The sequence below is a fragment of the Actinomycetota bacterium genome (assembly GCA_016700055.1).
Lineage (GTDB): Bacteria > Actinomycetota > Acidimicrobiia > Acidimicrobiales > Ilumatobacteraceae > Kalu-18.
Genome location: CP064997.1, coordinates 3110374 through 3129353 on the forward strand (window position 1 = coordinate 3110374; position 18980 = coordinate 3129353).

14 protein-coding genes and 1 pseudogene are annotated in these 18980 nt (G+C 71.4%); 4 read left to right on the forward strand and 11 right to left on the reverse strand.

Annotated elements, in window-relative coordinates; genetic code table 11:
* Positions 1-49: 49 nt before the first annotated feature.
* From pucD to IPM43_15070, 9 genes and pseudogenes are all read right to left on the reverse strand, one after another.
* A complete protein-coding gene (pucD, locus tag IPM43_15030; protein ID QQS24679.1) occupies positions 50-2353 on the reverse strand; it encodes a xanthine dehydrogenase subunit D in 2304 nt (767 codons plus the stop codon).
* The gene (locus IPM43_15035) at positions 2346-2840 is read right to left on the reverse strand and encodes a (2Fe-2S)-binding protein (protein QQS24680.1); all 495 of its coding nucleotides are present in this window, start codon (positions 2838-2840) and stop codon (positions 2346-2348) included. The genes pucD and IPM43_15035 overlap by 8 nt, the downstream gene beginning before the upstream one ends.
* Positions 2837-3673: pseudogene (locus tag IPM43_15040) on the reverse strand (FAD binding domain-containing protein). The gene IPM43_15035 and the pseudogene IPM43_15040 overlap by 4 nt, the downstream one beginning before the upstream one ends.
* Before the next feature lie 16 nt (positions 3674-3689).
* Positions 3690-4700: an LLM class flavin-dependent oxidoreductase gene (locus IPM43_15045; GenBank protein ID QQS24681.1), complete on the reverse strand. Its 1011-nt coding sequence runs from the start codon at positions 4698-4700 to the stop codon at positions 3690-3692.
* A gap of 14 nt (positions 4701-4714) precedes the next feature.
* On the reverse strand, positions 4715-5737 hold the full coding sequence (locus IPM43_15050) for an amidohydrolase family protein (GenBank protein ID QQS24682.1): 1023 nt from the start codon (positions 5735-5737) through the stop codon (positions 4715-4717).
* Positions 5738-5739: 2 nt separating this feature from the next.
* Positions 5740-8367, reverse strand: coding sequence for a molybdopterin-dependent oxidoreductase (locus tag IPM43_15055; protein QQS24683.1), 2628 nt, complete (start codon positions 8365-8367; stop codon positions 5740-5742).
* 63 nt (positions 8368-8430) lie between these two features.
* Complete coding sequence (locus tag IPM43_15060; protein ID QQS24684.1) at positions 8431-9333, reverse strand: hypothetical protein; 903 nt, start codon at positions 9331-9333, stop codon at positions 8431-8433.
* A 53-nt stretch (positions 9334-9386) separates the two neighbouring features.
* Positions 9387-10334: an N-carbamoyl-D-amino-acid hydrolase gene (locus tag IPM43_15065; protein ID QQS24685.1), complete on the reverse strand. Its 948-nt coding sequence runs from the start codon at positions 10332-10334 to the stop codon at positions 9387-9389.
* Positions 10331-11578 (reverse strand): Zn-dependent hydrolase, encoded by a 1248-nt coding sequence (locus IPM43_15070; GenBank protein QQS24686.1) that lies wholly within the window; start codon positions 11576-11578, stop codon positions 10331-10333. Before IPM43_15070 ends, IPM43_15065 begins: the two co-directional genes overlap by 4 nt.
* A 98-nt stretch (positions 11579-11676) precedes the next feature.
* On the opposite strand from IPM43_15070, the gene IPM43_15075 reads away from it, so the two are divergent.
* Genes IPM43_15075 through IPM43_15085 form a run of 3 tightly spaced genes read left to right on the forward strand, consistent with a single transcriptional unit; the run spans position 11677 to position 14403 of the window.
* The gene (locus tag IPM43_15075) at positions 11677-13020 is read left to right on the forward strand and encodes an aminotransferase class III-fold pyridoxal phosphate-dependent enzyme (GenBank protein ID QQS26489.1); all 1344 of its coding nucleotides are present in this window, start codon (positions 11677-11679) and stop codon (positions 13018-13020) included.
* A gap of 18 nt (positions 13021-13038) precedes the next feature.
* The gene (locus tag IPM43_15080) at positions 13039-13767 is read left to right on the forward strand and encodes a sulfite exporter TauE/SafE family protein (protein QQS24687.1); all 729 of its coding nucleotides are present in this window, start codon (positions 13039-13041) and stop codon (positions 13765-13767) included.
* On the forward strand, positions 13768-14403 hold the full coding sequence (locus tag IPM43_15085) for a lysoplasmalogenase (protein QQS24688.1): 636 nt from the start codon (positions 13768-13770) through the stop codon (positions 14401-14403).
* A gap of 16 nt (positions 14404-14419) precedes the next feature.
* Here the strand turns inward: IPM43_15085 and IPM43_15090 are convergent, their stop codons facing one another.
* Positions 14420-15136, reverse strand: coding sequence for an MBL fold metallo-hydrolase (locus IPM43_15090; protein QQS24689.1), 717 nt, complete (start codon positions 15134-15136; stop codon positions 14420-14422).
* A gap of 41 nt (positions 15137-15177) precedes the next feature.
* Between IPM43_15090 and IPM43_15095 the strand changes: the two genes are divergently transcribed.
* Entirely contained in the window at positions 15178-16704 is a 1527-nt protein-coding gene (locus tag IPM43_15095; protein QQS24690.1) for an aldehyde dehydrogenase family protein, read from the forward strand.
* Between the two features lie 33 nt (positions 16705-16737).
* Here IPM43_15095 and IPM43_15100 read toward each other — a convergent pair whose 3' ends face one another.
* Positions 16738-18789, reverse strand: coding sequence for a CAP domain-containing protein (locus IPM43_15100; GenBank protein QQS24691.1), 2052 nt, complete (start codon positions 18787-18789; stop codon positions 16738-16740).
* Between the last annotated feature and the right edge of the window lie 191 nt (positions 18790-18980).

Sequence of the window (18980 nt, forward strand, 5' to 3'; positions counted from 1 at the left end):
CGGACCCCCTGTCGTCGCCGTCAACAGTACGCGGCGACGACGCCGGTCGTCAGAGGCAGATGTCCTGAGGACGGATGGGGACACGCTCCAGGTCGCGGCCGACGGCGGCGCGGACCGCGTTGGCGATGGCGGCGGTGACCGCGATGCACGGCGGTTCGCCCACCCCCTTGGCGCCGAGTGGGGCCTGCGGGTCGGGCTCCTCGACGAGCACCATCGAGACTTCGGGGGTGTCGAGGAACGTCGGCAGCAGGTAGTCGGTGAAGCTCGCGTTCTTCACCATCCCGTCGTCGAGCACCATCTCCTCCATCAACGCGAGTCCGAGGCCCTGGGCGATGCCGCCCTCGATCTGGCCGAGCACGCTCAGAGGGTTGAGGGCTCGTCCGACGTCGTGCGCGGCGGCGATCTGCACCACCTTCACCAGGCCGAGGTCGACGTCGACGTCGACGACGGCACGGTGGGCGGCGAAGGCGAAGGCGACGTGGCAGTTGCCCTGCCCGTCCTCGTCGAGCTCTTCGGTGGGGCGGTGACGGAACTCGATCGTGGCGACGAGCTCGATCCCCGCCGTGGCCTCGGCCACCGGAATGCGCAGCTCGCCGGTGGTGTCGACGACGTCGGTGCCGTCGATGCTGAGGCGCAGTGGGTCGACGCCGTGCTGTGCGCCGACGCGCTCGAACAACTGCTCGCGCACCTCTCGGCAGGCGGCGTCGATCGCGCCGCCGCCCATCCAGGTCTGGCGGCTGGCGCTGGTCGAGCCGGCGCTGCCGATCTGGGTGTCGACCACGTCGAGCACGACTTCGTCGACGCCGAGAACGGAGCGCGCGATCTGCTGGGCGAGAACCACGAAGCCCTGGCCGACCTCGACCGCGGCGGACTTGACCGTCGCCACACCATCGGCCAGCCGGCAGCGGGCGGTGGCGAAGTCGTCGAAGCCCTCGCTGTACATCAGGTTCTTGATCGCCACACCCCAGCCGACGCCGCGCCGGACCCGTGCCGCGTCGGCCGCGCGGCCGGTGCCACCAGGCAGCAGGGCGGGGTCGACGGCACCGGGACCACCAGATGTCGCGGCCGACGGTTCCGGGAGAGGGACGGCGTCGGCCTCGCGGATGCAGCGCGCGACCGGCGCCACGCTCTCGACGACCTGGCCGGTGATCAGGCGGTCGCCGGTCTGCATCGCGTTGCGCAGCCGCACCTCGACCGGGGAGAGCCCACACGCGTCGGCGAGCTTTTCCATCTGGCTCTCGTGGGCGAAGCACGCCTGCACCACGCCGAAGCCGCGCATCGCACCCGTCGGCGGGTGGTTGGTGCGCACCGCCCAGCCGTCGACGACTGCGTTCGGGCAGCGGTACGGGCCCTGGGCGTGGGTGACGGCGTTGATGAGCACGGCCGGCGAGGTGCTGCAATACGCACCGCCGTCGAGCACGAAGCGGGCCTCGATCTTCACGATCTCGCCGGCAGCCGTCGCGTGGTGGCGCATCCACACCGTTGCCGGATGCCGGTGGACGTGGCCGACGAAGCTCTCCTCCCGGCCGTACTGCAGCTTGACCGGGCGCGAGGTGCGCAGCGCGAGCAGGCAGGTGTGCACCTGGAGGCTGATGTCCTCGCGGGCACCGAACGCACCGCCGACGCCGCCGAGCACGAGACGCACCCTGTCGGCGGGCAGGTCGAGGCAGGCGGCGATCTGCTTGCGGTCCTCGTGGAGCCACTGCGTGGCGATGTAGAGCTCCACCCCCCGGCCACCGGGGTCGGGCACCGCGAGTGCGGCCTCCAAGCCCAGAAAGGCCTGGTCCTGCATGCCGAGCCGGTACGTCCCCTCGACCTGCACCTCTGCCTCGACGCTCGGGTCGCCGCAGACGATGCGCTGGTGCCGGAACACGTTTCCGTTCGGGTGGATCGCCGGAGTGCTGGCCTCGAGGGAGCGCATCGGGTCGGTGTGCGGGGCGAGCACCTCGTAGTCGACGCGGATCGCGGCGAGCGCCCGCCGGCATGTCTCGGGGTGGTCGGCGGCGACCGCGGCCACCGGCTGGCCGACGTAGCGGACGTGATCGCCGACCGGGGCGAACACCGGCTGATCCTGCTGGAGCAGGCCGTAGGTGAGCTGGCCGGGCACGTCCTCGGCGGTAAGCACCGCCTCGACCCCGGCGATGGCCCACGCTCCGGTGACGTCGATCGCGCGCACGCGGGCGTACGGGTGCGGGCTGCGCAGCGTGGCCCCCCACAGCATGTGCTCGGCCCACGCGTCGGAGGAGAACGCGAAGCGCCCCTCGGCCTTCGCGCCCGCATCAGGACGCAACGCGCTGGTACCGAGGGTGCCCTGGCGGGCACTCGTCCGGGAGACGTCGACGAGGTCAGCCATCGGCGGCCTCCTGGCGCGCGGCGGCGGCCGCCTGAACGGCGGCGACGATGCGGCCGTAACCGGTGCAACGGCAGATGTTGCCGCTCAACGCCTCGCGGATCTCGATCTCGGTCGGCGCGGGTTTCTCGTCGAGCAGGTGGTGAACGGCGACGACCAGCCCGGGCGTGCAGAACCCGCATTGCACCGCGCCTTCGGAGACGAACGCTCGCTGCACGTCGGTGGGTTCACCTCGCGGGGCGAGACCCTCGACCGTCGTGATCTCGGCGCCCACGGCCGACGCGGCGAGGACGAGGCACGAGCAAACCGCCCGGCCGTCGAGGATCACCGTGCAGCTCCCGCACTCGCCCTGCTCACATGCTCCCTTCGCTCCCGGCAGGCCGAGACGCTCACGCAGCACGTAGAGCAGGCTCTCGCCAAGCCAGGCATCGTGGACGTCGTGGATCTCGCCGTTCACCCGCAGGCGGTACGCCTGGTTGTCCGGGCTCATGCCGGCAGTGCCCTGCGGATCAGGCGCGCGGCGAGCACGCCGGCGGCGTGGCGGCGGTAGGCGGCGGTGGAGCGGTGGTCGTCGATCGGGCGCGCTTGCGCCACCGCGCGGCGGGCGAACTCGGTCACCGTCGCGTCGTCGATCGACGTGGTCTCGCGCAGATCGTGCTCGGTCGCCAGCCAGGCTTCGGCATCTCGGCAGCGCAGCACGGTCGGCCCGACCGCACCGAGCGCGAGGCGGACCGTGCCGCCGGCTCGGTCGTGCACCAGGCACGCGGAGACCATCGCGATCACCATCGCGTTGCGCGTACCGACCTTCGCGAAGCCCTGCCAGCCGTCGGTCACCGGGACCGACACGGCGCTGACCAGCTCTCCGCTCAGCAGCGCGTTCTGCTTGACGCCGACCATGAACTCGTGGACGGACAGGTCGCGGGCGCGCCCGGCACTGCGCAGGTGCACGGTTGCGTCGAGCGCGGCGAGCACCGGCAGCGAATCGCCGGCGGGGGAGCAGGTGCCGAGGTTGCCGCCGAGGGTGCCTGCCGCGCGGATCTGGGGCGAGCCGACGGTGCGGGCGGCCTCGGCCAGCGCGGGCACGAGGCGCGCCAGCTCGCCGTGCTCCATGTCCGCGTACGGCACGCCGGCGCCGATCGTCACCATGCGCCTGGCGGAGTCGTGCGACCACTGCTGCAGCTCGGCGACGCGTCGCAAGGCGATCACGTCGTCCACGCGCCGGTGGCCCATGTTGAGCTCGACCATCACGTCGGTGCCGCCGGCGAGCACGGTCGCCTCCGGTCGCTCGGCGAGCAGGCGCAGGGCCTCGTCGAGCGAGGCTGGCGTGGCGACCGGCACGTCAGGAACCGGTGCCGTCCCAGCCGGCGAACGCGTCGATCATCGCGTGCACGTCGCCGAGCGGGTAGAGGATCGGGCAGGTGCAGCCGTGGCGCACGTAGTGGGCGACCTTGTCTCGCGCCTCGGCCGCGGTGCCGCTGGCGGTCAGCTTCTGCACGATCTCGTCAGGCACGAGCTTGGACGCCTGCTCCACCTGCTCGTGGGTGGCCGGCCAGGTGAGCACCTCGCCGACTGCGTCGAGCAGCGACTGCGGCACACCGGATGCCTTCATGATGTGCGGCTGCTGGCCGAGATACTGGGTGACCATCAAGCGCGCCATGTCGAGGGCGACCTGGCGGTCCTCGTGCACGCTGCAGACGACGAGCTGGGGCCTGGCGAGCGAGTCGACGCTCCTGCCGGCGCGTTCGGCCCCTGTCGCGAGAGCCTCCATCGCGCGGTCGTTGTAGTCCGCGGAGACGAGGTAGTTGAGCACGACACCGTCGGCGATCTCGCCGGCCAGCTCCATCATCTTCATCCCGGTGGCGCCGATGTAGATCGGGACGTCCTTCGCCCGGCGCTCCTGGTAGACGTAGTCGAGCTCGACACCGTCGAGGTGCACGTGCTCGCCGTGGAACGTGACCGTCTCGTTGTTGAGCAGCGCCCTGACGGTGGTGACGACCTCACGCATCATCGAGAGCGGCTTCGCGCGGGTGATGCCGACCTTCGCCGCGAGCGGGTCCCACCACGCCCCGATGCCGAGGATCACCCGGCCGGGGGCGAGGTCGTCGAGCGTGGAGAACGTCGCCGCGAGGCGCGCCGGGTTGCGCGTCCAGCAGTCGACGACCCCGGACCCGACCTTGATCCGCTCGGTGACGCTCACGATGGCGGCCATCGGCACCGTGGCCTCGCGAACCAGGCGGCTCTCGGCCTGCCACACCGAATGGAACCCCTTCGACTCGGCGTAGACGGCGAAGCCCATCGCGTCGCGGACGGGGTGGGCGTCCTGCAGGTACAGCGCGACGGGGAAGGCCATCGGCGGAAGCGTAATCACAGTAGGGAGTGCAGCCGGCGGGCCTGCTCGGCGGCCTTCGCGCGAACCTCGTCGAGGTCTACGCGCGTGGGACGCCCGTCGCGCAGCAGCACCTCACCGTTCGCGGCGATCACCTCGAGGGCACGGATGCCGGGGGTGAAGGCCACGTGCCAGGGAGAATCGGCGTGGTCGTAGTTCCAGGTGACGACGTCGAGACGGGCCTCGGGCACCAGCTCGTGACCCGCGAAGAGCCAGTCCCATGCAACCTGTGGCGAGGCGAGCACGTCGTCCGCGCGATGCGCTACGTACGCGAGGCGCATCTCTTCCAGCATGTCGGCACCGATGCCGTCGGTGCCGAGCACGACGCGGTTCGGTCGCCGCGCTGGGCGCGCGTACCCGACCGCGTTGTTCATGTTGCTGCGCGGGTTGTGTGCGATCGTGCCCGGCAGGTCGCGGTCGAGGTGGACGCAGTGCACGAGCAGCCAGTCGTCGCCGGCCAGCGATGCGAGGCGAGCACCGGCAGCGGAGTCGACGGGCCCTTCGGCGACGTGCAGGTGCACCCCTACTCCCATGTCGGTGGCCAGCCCCGCGGCGGCCTCGAGCGTGGCGTCCGAGCACGTGAACGCGGCGTGGACGCCGACCATCCCCCGGCCGCCCTCGCGGAGGAAGCGCCTGTTCTCCTCCAGCCCGCGTCGGGCCCCGTCGGGGCCGTGGCGGTCGGTGACGCCGTATGCGCAGACGACCCGTACGCCCACCTCGGCGCACGCCTCGGCGATCACCGACAGGCTCCCCTCGATGGCGTTCGGGCTCTCGTGGTGGTCGACGATCGCCGTCGTGCCGGAGAGCAGCGCCTCTGTGGCGCCGAGCATCGCGGACCAGCGCAGCATCTCGAGATCGAGCGCCGCGTCGAGGCGCCACCACACCTGTTCGAGGATCGAGACGAACTCAGTCGGCTGCTGCGGCGGCGCGGGCATCCCCCGCGCGAGCGTGGAGTAGAGATGGTGATGGGCGCACACCAGGCCTGGGGTCGTCGCGCCCACGCTCAATCCGTCTCGTTCGCGTCGTCGCTGCGCGTCCGGCGCATCGGCAGCACCGTGCGCCACTGACCGTCGAGGTCGTGCAGGGCCGCCGCGACTGCGCCGCTCGTCGGCACGAGACCGATCTCGCCGACGCCCTTGATCCCGTAGGGCGAATCGGGTTGTGGGCTCTCGACGAGGATGACCTCGATCGGCGGGACGTCCTTCGCGCGGAGGATGCCGAGAGCGCGCAGGGTCGTCGGGATGGGAAAGCCGGTGGCTTCGTCGGCGGGGAAGTCCTCGGTGAGCGCGTAGCCGAGGCCCATGTGCACGCTGCCCTCGATCTGGCCCTCGCACAGCATCGGGTTGACAGCCCGGCCGACGTCGTGGGCGGCGACGACCCGCTCGATCTCTCCGGTACCACGGTCGATCACGACGAGCTGCGCCGCGTAGCCGAACGTGGAGTGGATCACGGGGTGCTCCGCCTCGCCGAGCTTCTGTGTCCAGTCGACGCGGTACTCACCTACGTAGTCGACGCCCACCTGGCAGCCCCCTGCCCGTGCGGCGTCGCACGCGGCCTTCACCGCGCCGGCACCCATCAGCGTGCCGCGCGAGCCGGTGGTCTGTCCGAAGCCGAGCTGGCGGGTGGTGTCGACGATCACCTCGATCCGCTCCGGGTCGAGGCCGAGCTCCTCGACGGCCACTTGCGCGGCGACCGTGCTCACCCCCTGGCCCATCTCCGTCCAGCCGTGGCGCACCTCGACAGTGGAGTCGGCCCGGAAGCGGATGCAGGCGCGCGTCACCTCGACGAACCCGTTGCCGAGGCCGCTGTTCTTCATCCCGAGACCCAACCCGACGGCCTTGCCCGCGGCCACCGCGGCGTCGAAGTGGGGGCGCAAGGCGTCGAGGCACAACCGGGCGCCGCGGCAGCCGTCGTCCATCACCTGGCCGGGGCCCCACACCACTCCAGGGTCGATCACGTTGCGGGCGCGCATCTCCCACCCGGAGAGCCCGACGCGCTCGGCGAGGCGGTCGATGCAGCCCTCCATCGCGAACTGCGCCTGGTTGGCGCCGAAGCCGCGAAACGCCCCGCACACCGGGTTGTTCGTGCGCACGGCGATCGACTGCACGTCGACCGCGTCGAACGCGTACGGCCCGCTCGCGTGCCCGGCCATGCGCTCGAGCACCTTCATCCCCACGCTCGCGTACGCGCCGGAGTCACCGATGGCGCGCACCTTGAGCGCGGTCAGCCTGCCGTCCGCGTCGCAACCCGCCCAGCTCTCGATGCGGATCGGGTGGCGCTTCGCGTGCATGAGCAAGCTCTCGCCCCTCGACAGCGTGCACTTCACCGGACGCCGCAGATGCCAGGCGGCGAGAGCGGCGTGGGCCTGGTTGCTCATGTCCTCCTTGCCGCCGAACGCGCCGCCGTTGGACACCAGCTCGACCGTGATCCGTCCCGGCGGTACTCCGAGCACCCGCGCGATGTCGTCGCGGTCGTCCCAGATGCCTTGGCCACCGGAGTAGACGTGCAGGGTCGGCCCGACGGGGGATTCGCCGGGGACGGCGAGCGTGCTCTCGGGCTCCAAGAAGGCGTGCTCCACCCGCTGGGTGTGGAACACCTCGTGCACCACGTGAGCACTGGCGGCGAGGGCCGCGTCGGCGTCGCCGCGGCGGTACTCGCTGATGCCGAGCACGTTGGAATCGGTGCCCCACACCGCCGGCTCGGGATCTTCGATGGCGGACTCGACGTCGGTGATCGGGGTGAGCGGGACGTAGCTCACCTCGACGAGTGCCGCGGCGTCGCGTGCCTGCTGGTGGGTCTCGGCCACGACCACGGCGAGCACGTCGCCGGCGTAGCTCGTGCGCCCGCCGATCGGGATCATCACGGGCCAGTCCTTGTGGATCAGGCCGACCCGCAGTTCGCCCGGCACGTCGGCCGCGGTCAGCACACGCACCACGCCCGGTGCGCGCGCCGCCGCGGCGGTGTCGATGCCGACCACGTCGGCGCGGGTGTGGGCGCTGAGGTGGAGCGCGGCGTGGAGCATCCCCGGCACGCGCAGGTCGTCGACGTAGCCGCGGTCGCCGAGGGCCAGCGCCTCGGCCTCGTACTTCGCGGATCGGGTGCCGATGCCCCCGATCGGCAGCGGCACGGCCTCGACGCCACGCGCCACCGCCTCGATCGCGTCGAGCACCTTCACGTAGCCGGTGCAGCGGCACAGATGGGCTCCGAGGTGGCGGGCGAGGTCGTCACGGGTGAGCGTCGCCCCCTTCTTGTCGATCTGCGCCTTGGCGCGCACGACGATGCCGGGGATGCAGAAGCCGCACTGGAGTCCGCCCGACGCGGCGAAGGCCTGGGCGAAGCGGGCCCGCTCTTCGGGGTCGAACCCCTCCAACGTGGTCACCTGGCGTCCGGCGACCTTGGCGAGCGGCTGTTGGCAGCTCACCACGGCCCTGCCGTCGATCAGCACGGTGCAGCACCCGCACTGCCCCGACGGCGAACAGCCGTCCTTGGCCGCGGTGAGGTGCAGCTCTTCGCGCAGCGCGGCGAGGAGATGGGGATGGTCGGCGCGGACGGCGACGTTGCGTCCGTTGACGGTGAGCGCGACGGTGGAACCGGCCGGAGGGGGAGGCGCTGTCGGGCTCACGTTTGACATTCTGTCAAAGTGAGTGGCCGATCACGCCCGGTGATCCTCGAACCGTCGGGCGATGCTGGCCGATCAGGTGAGCAGGCTGCCGATCAGGGGCACTTCGGTGAGGTCGATCACCTCGTCGCCGGCGGGCAGCACGATCTCGGCGGCGTCGTCGAGCGGTTCCATCGTGGTGACCAGATCGACCGCCTCCCCGGCGACCTCGAGCGAATGGACCACCTGGCGGACGCGGTTGTCCTGATCCACCCACACGTCGACGCTGATCTCGGGCGCGAGCTGGTCGAACCCGGGGAGGAAGGCGAGCGAGTCGGTGCCGAGCAGATCCTCGGTGGAGACCCCCGAGGTGTACCGACGTGTCTGCGCTCCGTCGAGCTCCTCGTCGCCGACGACGGTCGCCTCCGCCGGATCGAGCCAGCCGATCGGGCCGCGGCTGTCGCCGCCGACGATCCTCGTCAAGCTCTCGAGCTGAACGCCGAGGTCGTCGGCCAGAGTGCCGAGGTCGGTGGAGAGCCACTCGGCATCGACGAACGGGAGCCCGGCCAACGCCCCTGCGCCGACGAACACGTGCTCCGACGCCGGGTCGAGGATCACGTGGATCACCCCGGTACCCGTCAAGTCCCCGAGGTCGAGATCCAGCGACATGCGCCCGCTGTCGTGGTCCTGCACTCCCGAGATCGCCAGCTCGCCGAGCATCGGTACCGTGATCGTCGTCGTGTAGGCGGTCGCGCCCTCGTCGGGCGCACCCTGGTCGACGGCAGCGGCCAAGGAGTACTTCGGCGTGTCGGCCTTGCCCCGTCCGATCAGCGCCGCGGCGGCGACGACCGCGAGCACCACGGCGAGGGCGAGGGCGCCGAGCAGCCAGCCGCGCCGGTGGCGACGCGGCAGCACCGCCGAGCCGAGGGTGACTGCTGAAGGCGCGTCCAGTTGGGGCGCGACGGTCGGGGTCGGCGTGGTGGGGGGAATCTCGGACACTGGGCCTCCTGCAAGGGACTTCGCCTCCAGCCTCTCACCCCTTGTTCGCCGCGTTACGTCGCCCCGTCACGGGGGGCGGAGATCCGCCCGTACAGCTCTGGGCGCCGGTAGCGGTCGAAGTCGAACAGGGTGCCGGTGTAGCGCAGGCACCAATCGAGGTCGCAGCGCGCGACGACGAGCTCGTCTCCGGTGGTGTACGCCTGGGCCACGATCTGGCCGCTCGGGGCGACGATGCAGCTCTGCGCGAGCGAGTCGACGCCCTCTTCCACCCCTGCCTTCGCCACGCCGACCACCCAGGTGCCGTTCTGGTACGCCCCGGCCTGCATCACGAGAGCGTTGTGGAACCCTTGCAGGACGTCCTGGCTCGGATCGGGCACGTAGTGGATCGGGGTGTTGTAGCCGCACAGGATCAGCTCCACCCCCTGGAGCCCCATCACCCGGTATGTCTCCGGCCAGCGCCGGTCGTTGCAGATCATCATCCCCACCCGGGCGCCGAACGCGTCCCACACCCCGGGCTCGGCCGGACCCGGCTCGAAGTAGTGGCGCTCCGCGTGCTGGAACGGTCGCTCGGGCTCGTGGTGGTCGTGACCGGGGATGTGCACCTTGCGGTAGTGCGCGACGACGCTGCCATCGCGCTCGACGAGCACCTGGGTGTTGTAGCGATGCCGTTCGCCCGCGGCATCCGGCTCGGTCAGCTCGGCGTATCCGAGGCAGAACCCGACGCGAAGGCGCGCCGCCTCGTCGAACAGCGGCTGCACGTCGTCGTTGGGCATCGAGGTCTCGTACCAGTGGTCGGCGGTGCCGAGATCGTCGACGAACCAGCGGGGGAAGAACGTGGTCAGCGCGAGCTCGGGGTAGACGACCAGATCGCAGCCGTGGGCGTGGCCCTGGCGGACCAGTGCCACCAGGCGCTCGACGACGTCGGCACGGCTGTCGTCGAGCTGGATCGGCCCGAGCTGTGCGGCCCCGACGGTGACCACGCGCGGACTGGGCGGGTTCACGCCAGCCCCTCTGTCGCCAGGTGCGCCACGACGTCGAGCAGCACGTTCGCCCCGGCCTGCAGGTCGTCCGGCGAGGTGTGCTCGGCCGGATTGTGGCTGATCCCCTTCGCCGACGGCACGAACACCATCGCCGCCGGGCAGCAGCGGGCGAGCATCTGCGCGTCGTGGCCCGCCCCCGACGGCATCCGGCGCACGGTGCGGCCCTGGGCCCGCGCGGTGCGTTCGACCAGCTTCACCATCCGTTCGTCGAACTCGACGGGTTCGAAGCGGGCGAGCTGGCGCGTGGAAACCTCGACGCCCTCTTGCGCGGCGACCGCGTCGACGAAGGCGCGCATCTCCGCTTCGGCGCGGAGCAGTTCGGTGTCGTCGGTGTTGCGCATGTCGATGGTCATCGTCGCCTTCGCCGCCACGACGTTGACCAGGTTGGGATGCAAGGTGAGCGCGCCGACGGTGCACACCTGGTGACCGCCGAGCTCCACCGCGAGGCGGCGGGCGAACACCGCCACCTCGGCGGCGACGTAGCCGGGGTCGTGGCGCAGCGCGATCGGGGTCGTGCCGGCGTGGTTGCTCTGCCCGACGATGGTCAGTTCGACCCACGAGATGCCCTGCACCCCGGTGACCGCTCCGATCTGCACCCCCTCGGCCTCGAGCAGGGGGCCTTGCTCGATGTGCAGCTCGACGTACGCGTACGGAGCCGGCCCGGGGCAGGGAAGCGATCCGGCATAGCCGATCCGCTCCAGCTCGTCGCCGAGACGAGCGCCGTCGACGCCGACGACATCGAGCGCCGTCTCGAGCGCCATCCCCCCGGCGTACACGAGCGAGCCGAGCATGTCGGGAGCGAAGCGGGCTCCCTCTTCGTCGGTGAAGAACGCGACCGCGACCGGCCGGACGGGTCGTACGCCTGCACGCATCAGCGTTTCGACCACCTCGAGGCCGGCGAGCACGCCGAGGTTGCCGTCGAAGCGCCCGCCGGTGGCGACGGTGTCGATGTGCGAGCCGACCATCACCGGTGCGCCGCTACCGGTGGCCCAGGTGCCGACGACGTTGCCGATGGCGTCGATGCCTACCTGGAGACCCAGCTCCTCCATCCACGCGACGACGAGGTCGCGTCCCGCGCGATCGGCCTCGGTCAGCGCCAAGCGGCAGCAGCCCCCGCCCTCGATGGCTCCGATCTCGGCCAGTGCGTCGAGCCGCTCGATCAGCCGGCGGCCGTCGACGGCGAGGTGTCCGGCAGGCGCAACCATGACGGCGAAGTGTACGAACCGCCGGCACCGGGCCGGGCCAGGGGCCTCGCCCCTACCCAGGTGTAGCGTGGCCGGTCGTGCCGGAGCGGTCCCCGACGATCGACCGGGTGCGGCTCGGCGAGCTACACGCGGACGAAGAGGCGCTGTTCGCGGATCGCCACCCGCGGTCGGCCGAGCTGGCCGCGGCCGCGCGGCGTCACCTGCTGGGGGGCGTGCCGATGCCGTGGATGACGCGCTGGCCCGGCGCCCATCCGGTGTTCTTCGCCGAGGCCTCCGGCGCCCGGTTCCGCGACGTCGACGGCCACGAGTACGTCGACCTGTGCCTCGGCGACACGGGGGCGATGACCGGACACGCGCTGCCGCAGGTCGCGGACGCAGTCGGCGCGCAGGCAAGGCGCGGGATCACGACGATGCTGCCCTCCGCCGACGCGGTGTGGGTGGCCGACGAGCTGGCCCGGCGCTTCGGTCTGCCCTCGTGGCAGCTGGCGATGACCGCCACCGACGCGAACCGCTTCGTGCTGCGCTTCGCGCGTCACCTGACCGGGCGGCCGAAGATCTGCGTCGTCGACTGGTGCTACCACGGCACCGTCGACGAGACGCTCGTCGTGCTCGACGCCGAAGGCGAGGTGCAGCCCCGTCCGGGGGCGATCGGGCCCCAGGTGCACCCCGCGCTGACCACCCGGGCGGTGCCGTTCAACGACCTCGACGCGCTCGACGCCGCGCTCGCCCACGGCGACGTGGCGTGCCTGCTGATGGAGCCCGCGCTGACCAACATCGGCATCGTGCTGCCTTCCCCCGGCTACCTGGAGGGGGTGCGTGAGCTCACCCGGCGCCACGGGGTGCTGCTCGTCATCGACGAGACCCACACCATCTGCACCGGGCCGGGCGGCGCGACGGCGGCATGGGGGCTGGAGCCGGACATGTTCGTGGTCGGCAAGCCGATCGCGGGCGGCGTGCCGGCCGCCGCCTACGGGATGAGCGCGGCGGTGGCCGAGCAGCTCGGCCCTGTGCTGCACGGCCACGACGTAGACGTCTCGGGGGTAGGTGGCACGCTCACCGGGAACGCACTCGCGCTCGCGGCGATCCGGGCCACGTTGTCGACCACGCTGCGGGCACAGGACTTCGCGGTGATGATCCCCCTGGCCAAAGCATGGACCGACGGCGTACGCCAGGCCTACGAAGCGGCCGGCCTGCCGTGGCACGTGCAACAGCTCGGCTGCCGGGCCGAGTACTGGTTCTGCCCGCCGCCGCGCAACGGCGCCGAAGCCGCCGCGGCGATCGACGCCGAGCTCGACGCGTTCATGCACCTGTGGGCCCTGAACAGGGGAGTGCTGCTGACCCCGTTCCACAACATGGCGCTCTTCTCCCCCCACCACGTTGCCGCCGACGTCGACCGGCACACCGAGGTGTTCGCGGCCGCGCTCGGGGCGCTCACCGGATGAAGCCGGTGACGGGCGGCCATGTCGGCCGGTGAGATCACCGTGCTCCTGGCGGCCGTCCTCGTCGCGGCGACGACCCAGATGGTGGCCGGGTTCGGGTTCGCGCTGCTCGCGGTGCCGCTCATGTCCACCGCGCTCGACACGCACCTCGCCGTCGTCGTGACGACAGCTCTCGGCCTCGTCACGAGCGCTGCCCAGGCCTGGAACGGGCGCCGCGACACAGAACGAGTCCTCGCCAAGCGGATGACCTTGGCCGCCTTCGCGGGGATGCCCTTCGGACTGCTCGTCTTCACCCAGGTGAACGAGCGGGTGCTGCGCCTGCTGCTCGGCGTCTGCGTGCTGGTGGTCGTCGTGCTGCTCGCGCGGCGCATCGACCTGCGACACGCCGGACCGCGGCTCGACTGGACCGCAGGGGCGATCAGCGGCGCGCTGTCGACCTCGCTCTCGACCAACGGGCCGCCACTCGTGTTCGCGCTCCAGGCCCGGCACTTGTCGCCACATGTGTTCCGACCGACGATCAACACCGTCTTCGCGGTCAGCGGGGTCGTCAGCCTGAGCGCGTTCGCGATCGCCGGCGAGGTCGAGGCAGAGACCCTGCGCGCCGTCGCCTTGTCGATCCCTGCTCTGCTCGCCGGGCTCGGCCTCGGCATCTCGCTGCGCGGCCACGTCGACGGTGAGCGGTTTCGTGGCCTCGTCCTGGTGCTGTTGTCCGTCGCCGCCCTCGGCGCGATCGTGGCCGCGGTCGCCTAGATGACCACCGTCTGGCTCCTTGCGGCACTCGTGCCCGTCGCCGCCGCCAACTGGTGGTCGCGCTGGACCGACGACGACGCCCTCGAGCGCTGGACCAAGCCCGTCGTCACCGTGCTGGCCATCGCGATCGCGGCCACGTCCGGCGCATCGGGCGCGGCGGTGGCCTGCGGGGTCGTGGCGCTGGTGCTGTGCCTCGCCGGCGACGTGGCCCTGCTGCCGGCCGTCAACAGCTTTCTCGCCGGCCTCGGCGCCTTCTTGCTCGGGCACCTCGCGTTCGTACCGATGCTCGTGCTGCTCGACCTGGAGCAGCCGTGGCTGGCTCTGGTCGCCGTTGCGCTGCTGGTGCCGGTCCATGCCCGCTTCGGGTGGCGCATCGTGGCCGCGGCGAATCGAACGGATCCCGGTTTGCGGTTACCCGTGAGGGCCTACCTCGTCGTCATCTCGGCGATGGCGGTCGTGGCGTGGGCCACCGGCAACGTCGCCGCGACGGTCGGCGCGGCCGCCTTCGTCGCGTCGGACACGATCCTCGGCTGGCGCAAGTTCGTCGGGAGGTCGCGGTGGATGGGGGCGGCGATCATGGTCACCTACCACGTGGCGATCGTCGGCCTCGCGCTGTCCCTCGTGATCGACACCTAGTGCCCTCCGGGAGGTACTAACCGGCGCCACCGAACCACTGCATCCACGCCTCCCGGGTGGCCGGCTTGTAGACGTAGTTCGCCTCCTTGACCGCAGACATCGTGCCGCTCGAGGGCACCGAGTAGCGGTGGCCGGGGAACACGATCGTGTCGTCGGGCATGGACGCCAGGCGCTGGAGGCTGTCGTACATCTGTGCCGGATCGCTGCCGGGCAGGTCGGTGCGCCCGCACCCGTCGAGGAACAACGTGTCACCGGACACCAGGCGCCCGTCGACGAAGAAGCACTGTGAGCCGGGCGTGTGCCCCGGCGTGTGCACGAGGTGGACCTCGAGCGCGCCGACGGACACGACGTCGCCGGGCGCGTGGCGGACCAGGTCGGTCTCGGAGAGACCCGTCGTGCGCAGCACCCACGGCGCCTCGTCGTCTTGCACGTGCACCTTCACGTTCGCGACTTCGAGCAGGCGGGACACCCCCTCGATCGTGAAGCCCATCATCGAACCGCCGATGTGGTCCGGGTGGTAGTGCGTGGCGAGCACTCCCTCGATCTGCATGCCGTCCGCACCGGCGATGCCGACCAGTTCGTCGACGGCGTAGGCGGGATCGACGACCAGGCAACGACTGGTCGCCCGGTCACCGATCAGGTAGACGAAGTTGACCATCTGGGCGGCGATCGGGTCTCCGACCGCGAAGTCGCGTCCGGACAGCAGCTGGCGGAAGTAGAAGCGGTCGTCCACGGTGGCCCAGGGTACGCGGCTGCCGCCAGACTGGGACGGCGATGGGCACTCCACCTGGACACCACCCCCCGGCACGTCTCGAACGGCTGGCGCCGGGTCAGCCGATCCCGTTCGGCGGCGACCGTGTGGCTCTCGTCCCCGCCGAACTCGCCGCCGCGTTCGAACCCGGTGATCACCTGGTGGTGGTGCAGGAGACCGGCGACCTGCTGCACGTACCGGCGCGGGAACAGCAGCTGGCCGCCGACGCGGTCGGGCGCGCCCTTGATGCCTTCGGCGCGATGGCCGACGTCTCGGCGGCCCAGGTGAGCGCGTGCTTCGACCACTTCGCCGCTCTGCTCGCCGCCGAAGCGTCGTTCGCCCCGATCGCGGCGGCGAACGCGGTCGACGTCGCCGAGGCCGCCGCACGAGGACGGTCGACCACGAGGCTCGTGCTCAGCGCGTCGATGCGGTCGGGGATGATCGACGCGTTGCACATGTGGCGTGATTTGCCCGACGGCCGGGGGACGCTCGACGAGTCGGTCGACCACGCCGGCTGGAGGGTGGAGGCACGGCGCAGCGCGCTCGGCGTCGTCGGGTTCGTCTTCGAGGGGCGCCCGAACGTGTTCGCCGACGCGACCGGCCTGCTGCGCAGCGGCAACACCGTCGTGTTTCGCATCGGCAGTGACGCCCTCGGAACAGCCCGGGCGATCATGGAGCACGCGCTCGCACCGGCCTTGGCCGCGGCGGGGCTCCCCGCGGGTGCCGTGGTGCTTGTCGACGCCGCGGCGCGCAGCGCCGGGTGGGCGCTGTTCTCCGACCGCAGGCTCGGCCTCGCCGTGGCGCGCGGGAGCGGACCCGCCGTGGCCCAGCTCGGAGCCGTCGCCAGGCAGGCAGGCGTCCCGGTGAGCCTGCACGGCACGGGCGGCGCCTGGCTGGTGGCGGGCGCGCAGGCCGATGCCGCTCGGTTCAGGGCTGCCGTCGTGCATTCGCTCGACCGCAAGGTGTGCAACTCGCTGAACGTCTGCTGCATACCGGTGGCCCGAGCGCCCGAGCTGGTGCCGGTGTTCCTCGCCGCGCTCGACGAGGCCGGCGAGCGCCGGGGCTCTACCGGACGGTTGCACGTCGTCGTTGGATCCGAGCACCACGTCCCCGCGGAGCGCTTCGCGCGGGTGGTGACCGTCCACCGCGCGGAGGGCCCGGTCGAGGAGCCTCACGCGGACGTCGTCGGCGAGGCCGAGCTGGCGACGGAGTGGGAGTGGGAGGGAACTCCCGAGGTGACGCTCGTCGTGGTCGACGGCGTCGATGCCGCGACCGAGCTGTGCAACCGCTACAGCCCGCGCTTCGTCGCCTCGCTGGTGAGCACCGACGACGCCGAACAGGCGCGGTTCTGGAGCACGGTCGAGGCTCCCTTCGTCGGTGACGGCTTCACGCGCTGGGTCGACGGGCAGTACGCGCTCGGCCGGCCAGAGCTCGGCCTGTCGAACTGGCAGCACGGGCGGCTATTCGCGCGAAGTGGGATCGTCTCGGGCGACTCGGTGTTCACCGTGCGCCTACGCGCGGTGCAGCACGACCCCGAGCTCAGCCGGTGAGCCCGATGAGCGCGGTGAGACCGGTGAGCTGCGTCAGCGCCAGACCCCGTTGATGTCGACGATCAGGTGGGTGGGGGTCGAGGTGTAGAGGCAGAGCTGCCCGCCGGCGGCGATGCTCAGCTGGCCGCCGTTGGCCACGTCGCGCCCGACGAGGGGGTTCAGCACCGACGCGTCGGGCCGCCCCGACGAGCAGGGCCACGCCGTCACGTAACCGTTGGCCCACGGGCCTGTCGAGGTGATGTTCACCGAAACCGCCTTCGCGTCCGTGGGCACGCCGCGGATGCCGCCGAGGGGGATCCGCAGTACCTGACCGGTGCTGACCGGCCATCCGTTCGTGCCTGCGTTCACCGCGGGTTGGGTCTTGTTGCGAGTGTCGACCATGCGCGTCGGCGTGAGCGGGGTGAAGGAGAGCCCACCGTCGTCGATCCATCCCGTGACGTCACCGATCAGGTTCATCGCGACGCTGGAGGAGAGACAGATCGTGCCGCGGGGGCTGAGGGGGACGATCGCATGGTTCGCTCGCACCATGAACATGCCGAGGTTCAGGTTGGAGATGTTCGGCACCGTGCCGCAGGGGAACGCCGTCACGAAGCCGCTGCCCGACGCGTCGAGACCGGTGAGGTTGATCGACACCGCCTTCGCATTGCGCGGTACGCCGATACCGGCGTTCACGACGTCGATCTCCACCACGCGGCCCGGCTGGAGCTTGCCGGCCGTCAGGCCGACGCGGCTGCGGCTGTCGAACAGGCGCACCGGTGAACGCGCGGTCAGCCCGCCGTTCGCACCCGGACCGGCGAAGCCGCTGACGTCGACGATCAGCTCGACCGCGGTGCTCGACACGACGCACAGCTCGCCCGAGCTGCTGAGCGGCACGATCGCGAAGTTGGGCACAGCTTCGCCGGGCCCGAAGTTGACGGTGCTCACGTTCGGTGGCTGGGCCGTGCACGGGTAGACGCTCAGATACCCGCCGCTCGACGCGGACGCGGCGGTGAAGTTCGCGGCCACCGCCGTCGCGCCGCGCGGCACACCGCCGCGGCCGGCCACGGCGAGCCGCGCAGGGACGTTCGCCCGCAGGCGTGTGGTGCCCTGGCCCTGGCGGGAGTCGACCAACCGGAACGGCTCCACGACGGAGAAGTCGGCGGGGCCACCCATCGTCGAGGTCGCCGGCGGGGGTGCCGTCGGGGCGTTGATGCCCTTGGCGACGTTGGGATCGACGATGAATGACCAGGTGACCGTGCGTGACGAGGTGGTGATGGTCACCGTGTGCCTGCCGTTGGCCAGGGGTTCCCGCGGCATGACGACGACAGCGTTGTCGCCTTGCAGGATCGAGCGCGCGGTGCCGTCGGCCACATTGCCGCCGTGCAGCGTGCAGATCTGCAGCGCACCACTCGGCCCGCTCATCGAGGCACTGACGCTGCCGGTCGCTTCGGGAAGCATGGCGATCACGGGCAGTCCGGCCGCGCCGCTCCATCCGCACATCCCCATCGGGTCGGGGCTCTCCGTGACGAAGCGGTAGAGGCTCGTGCTGGTGCCATTGCCCGGCCACAGGATCGGCTGGCCCGGTCGCGGCGCGTTCCAGTCGACGCCGCTGATCACGTTCAGCGCGGCTCCCGAGCGCCAGCGGGGGGTGTCTTGGTTGTCGCAGCGGCCGAAGCCGACCGAGCGCAGGTTGTGGCGCAGGATGCCGATGGCGTGGAACGGTCCGGTCATCCACAGCTCGACGTGCCTACGGTCCGCCTCGCCGTACACCGAGCTCACGGCGACGTTGCTCTTTGCGCCGGCGTCGTCGCCCTCTGGTGTGTATCCAGGGCGGCCCGGGATCTCGTCGTGGGTGATGTCGTTCAGCAGCATGTAGCACGCGTGCTTGGCGGCCGCGCTCGACCAGGTCGGGTTCTCGCCGACCGGAGGGAGGTTGGCCATCGCCCGGTAGTAGTTGACGACGTCCAGCCACTTGGCCGCCGGCGGTATCGCCGGGGGGAGCGTCTCGGCAGAGACGGGCGTGCCGACGGCGAGCACACCGACCACGCCGAGCGCGCCGAGCAACGCCGCAAGCGCACGCTCGGCGCCCCTTCTCCGCTGTCGCATCTGCACACCTCTCCGTCCGCTGCGCCCGCCGCCCGGCCAGGGCCCCTGCGGAACGTGGTGGTGTCATCGGTTGGTTTCCAGGTCTTCTCAAGATCCCTCCCGGATTTCTCAAGATGTCTTGACAACCCCGCGTTCTCGGTCGGATGAGTCGCGCTATGTGTCACAGATCCGACCGAGAACGCGTGGGGGGA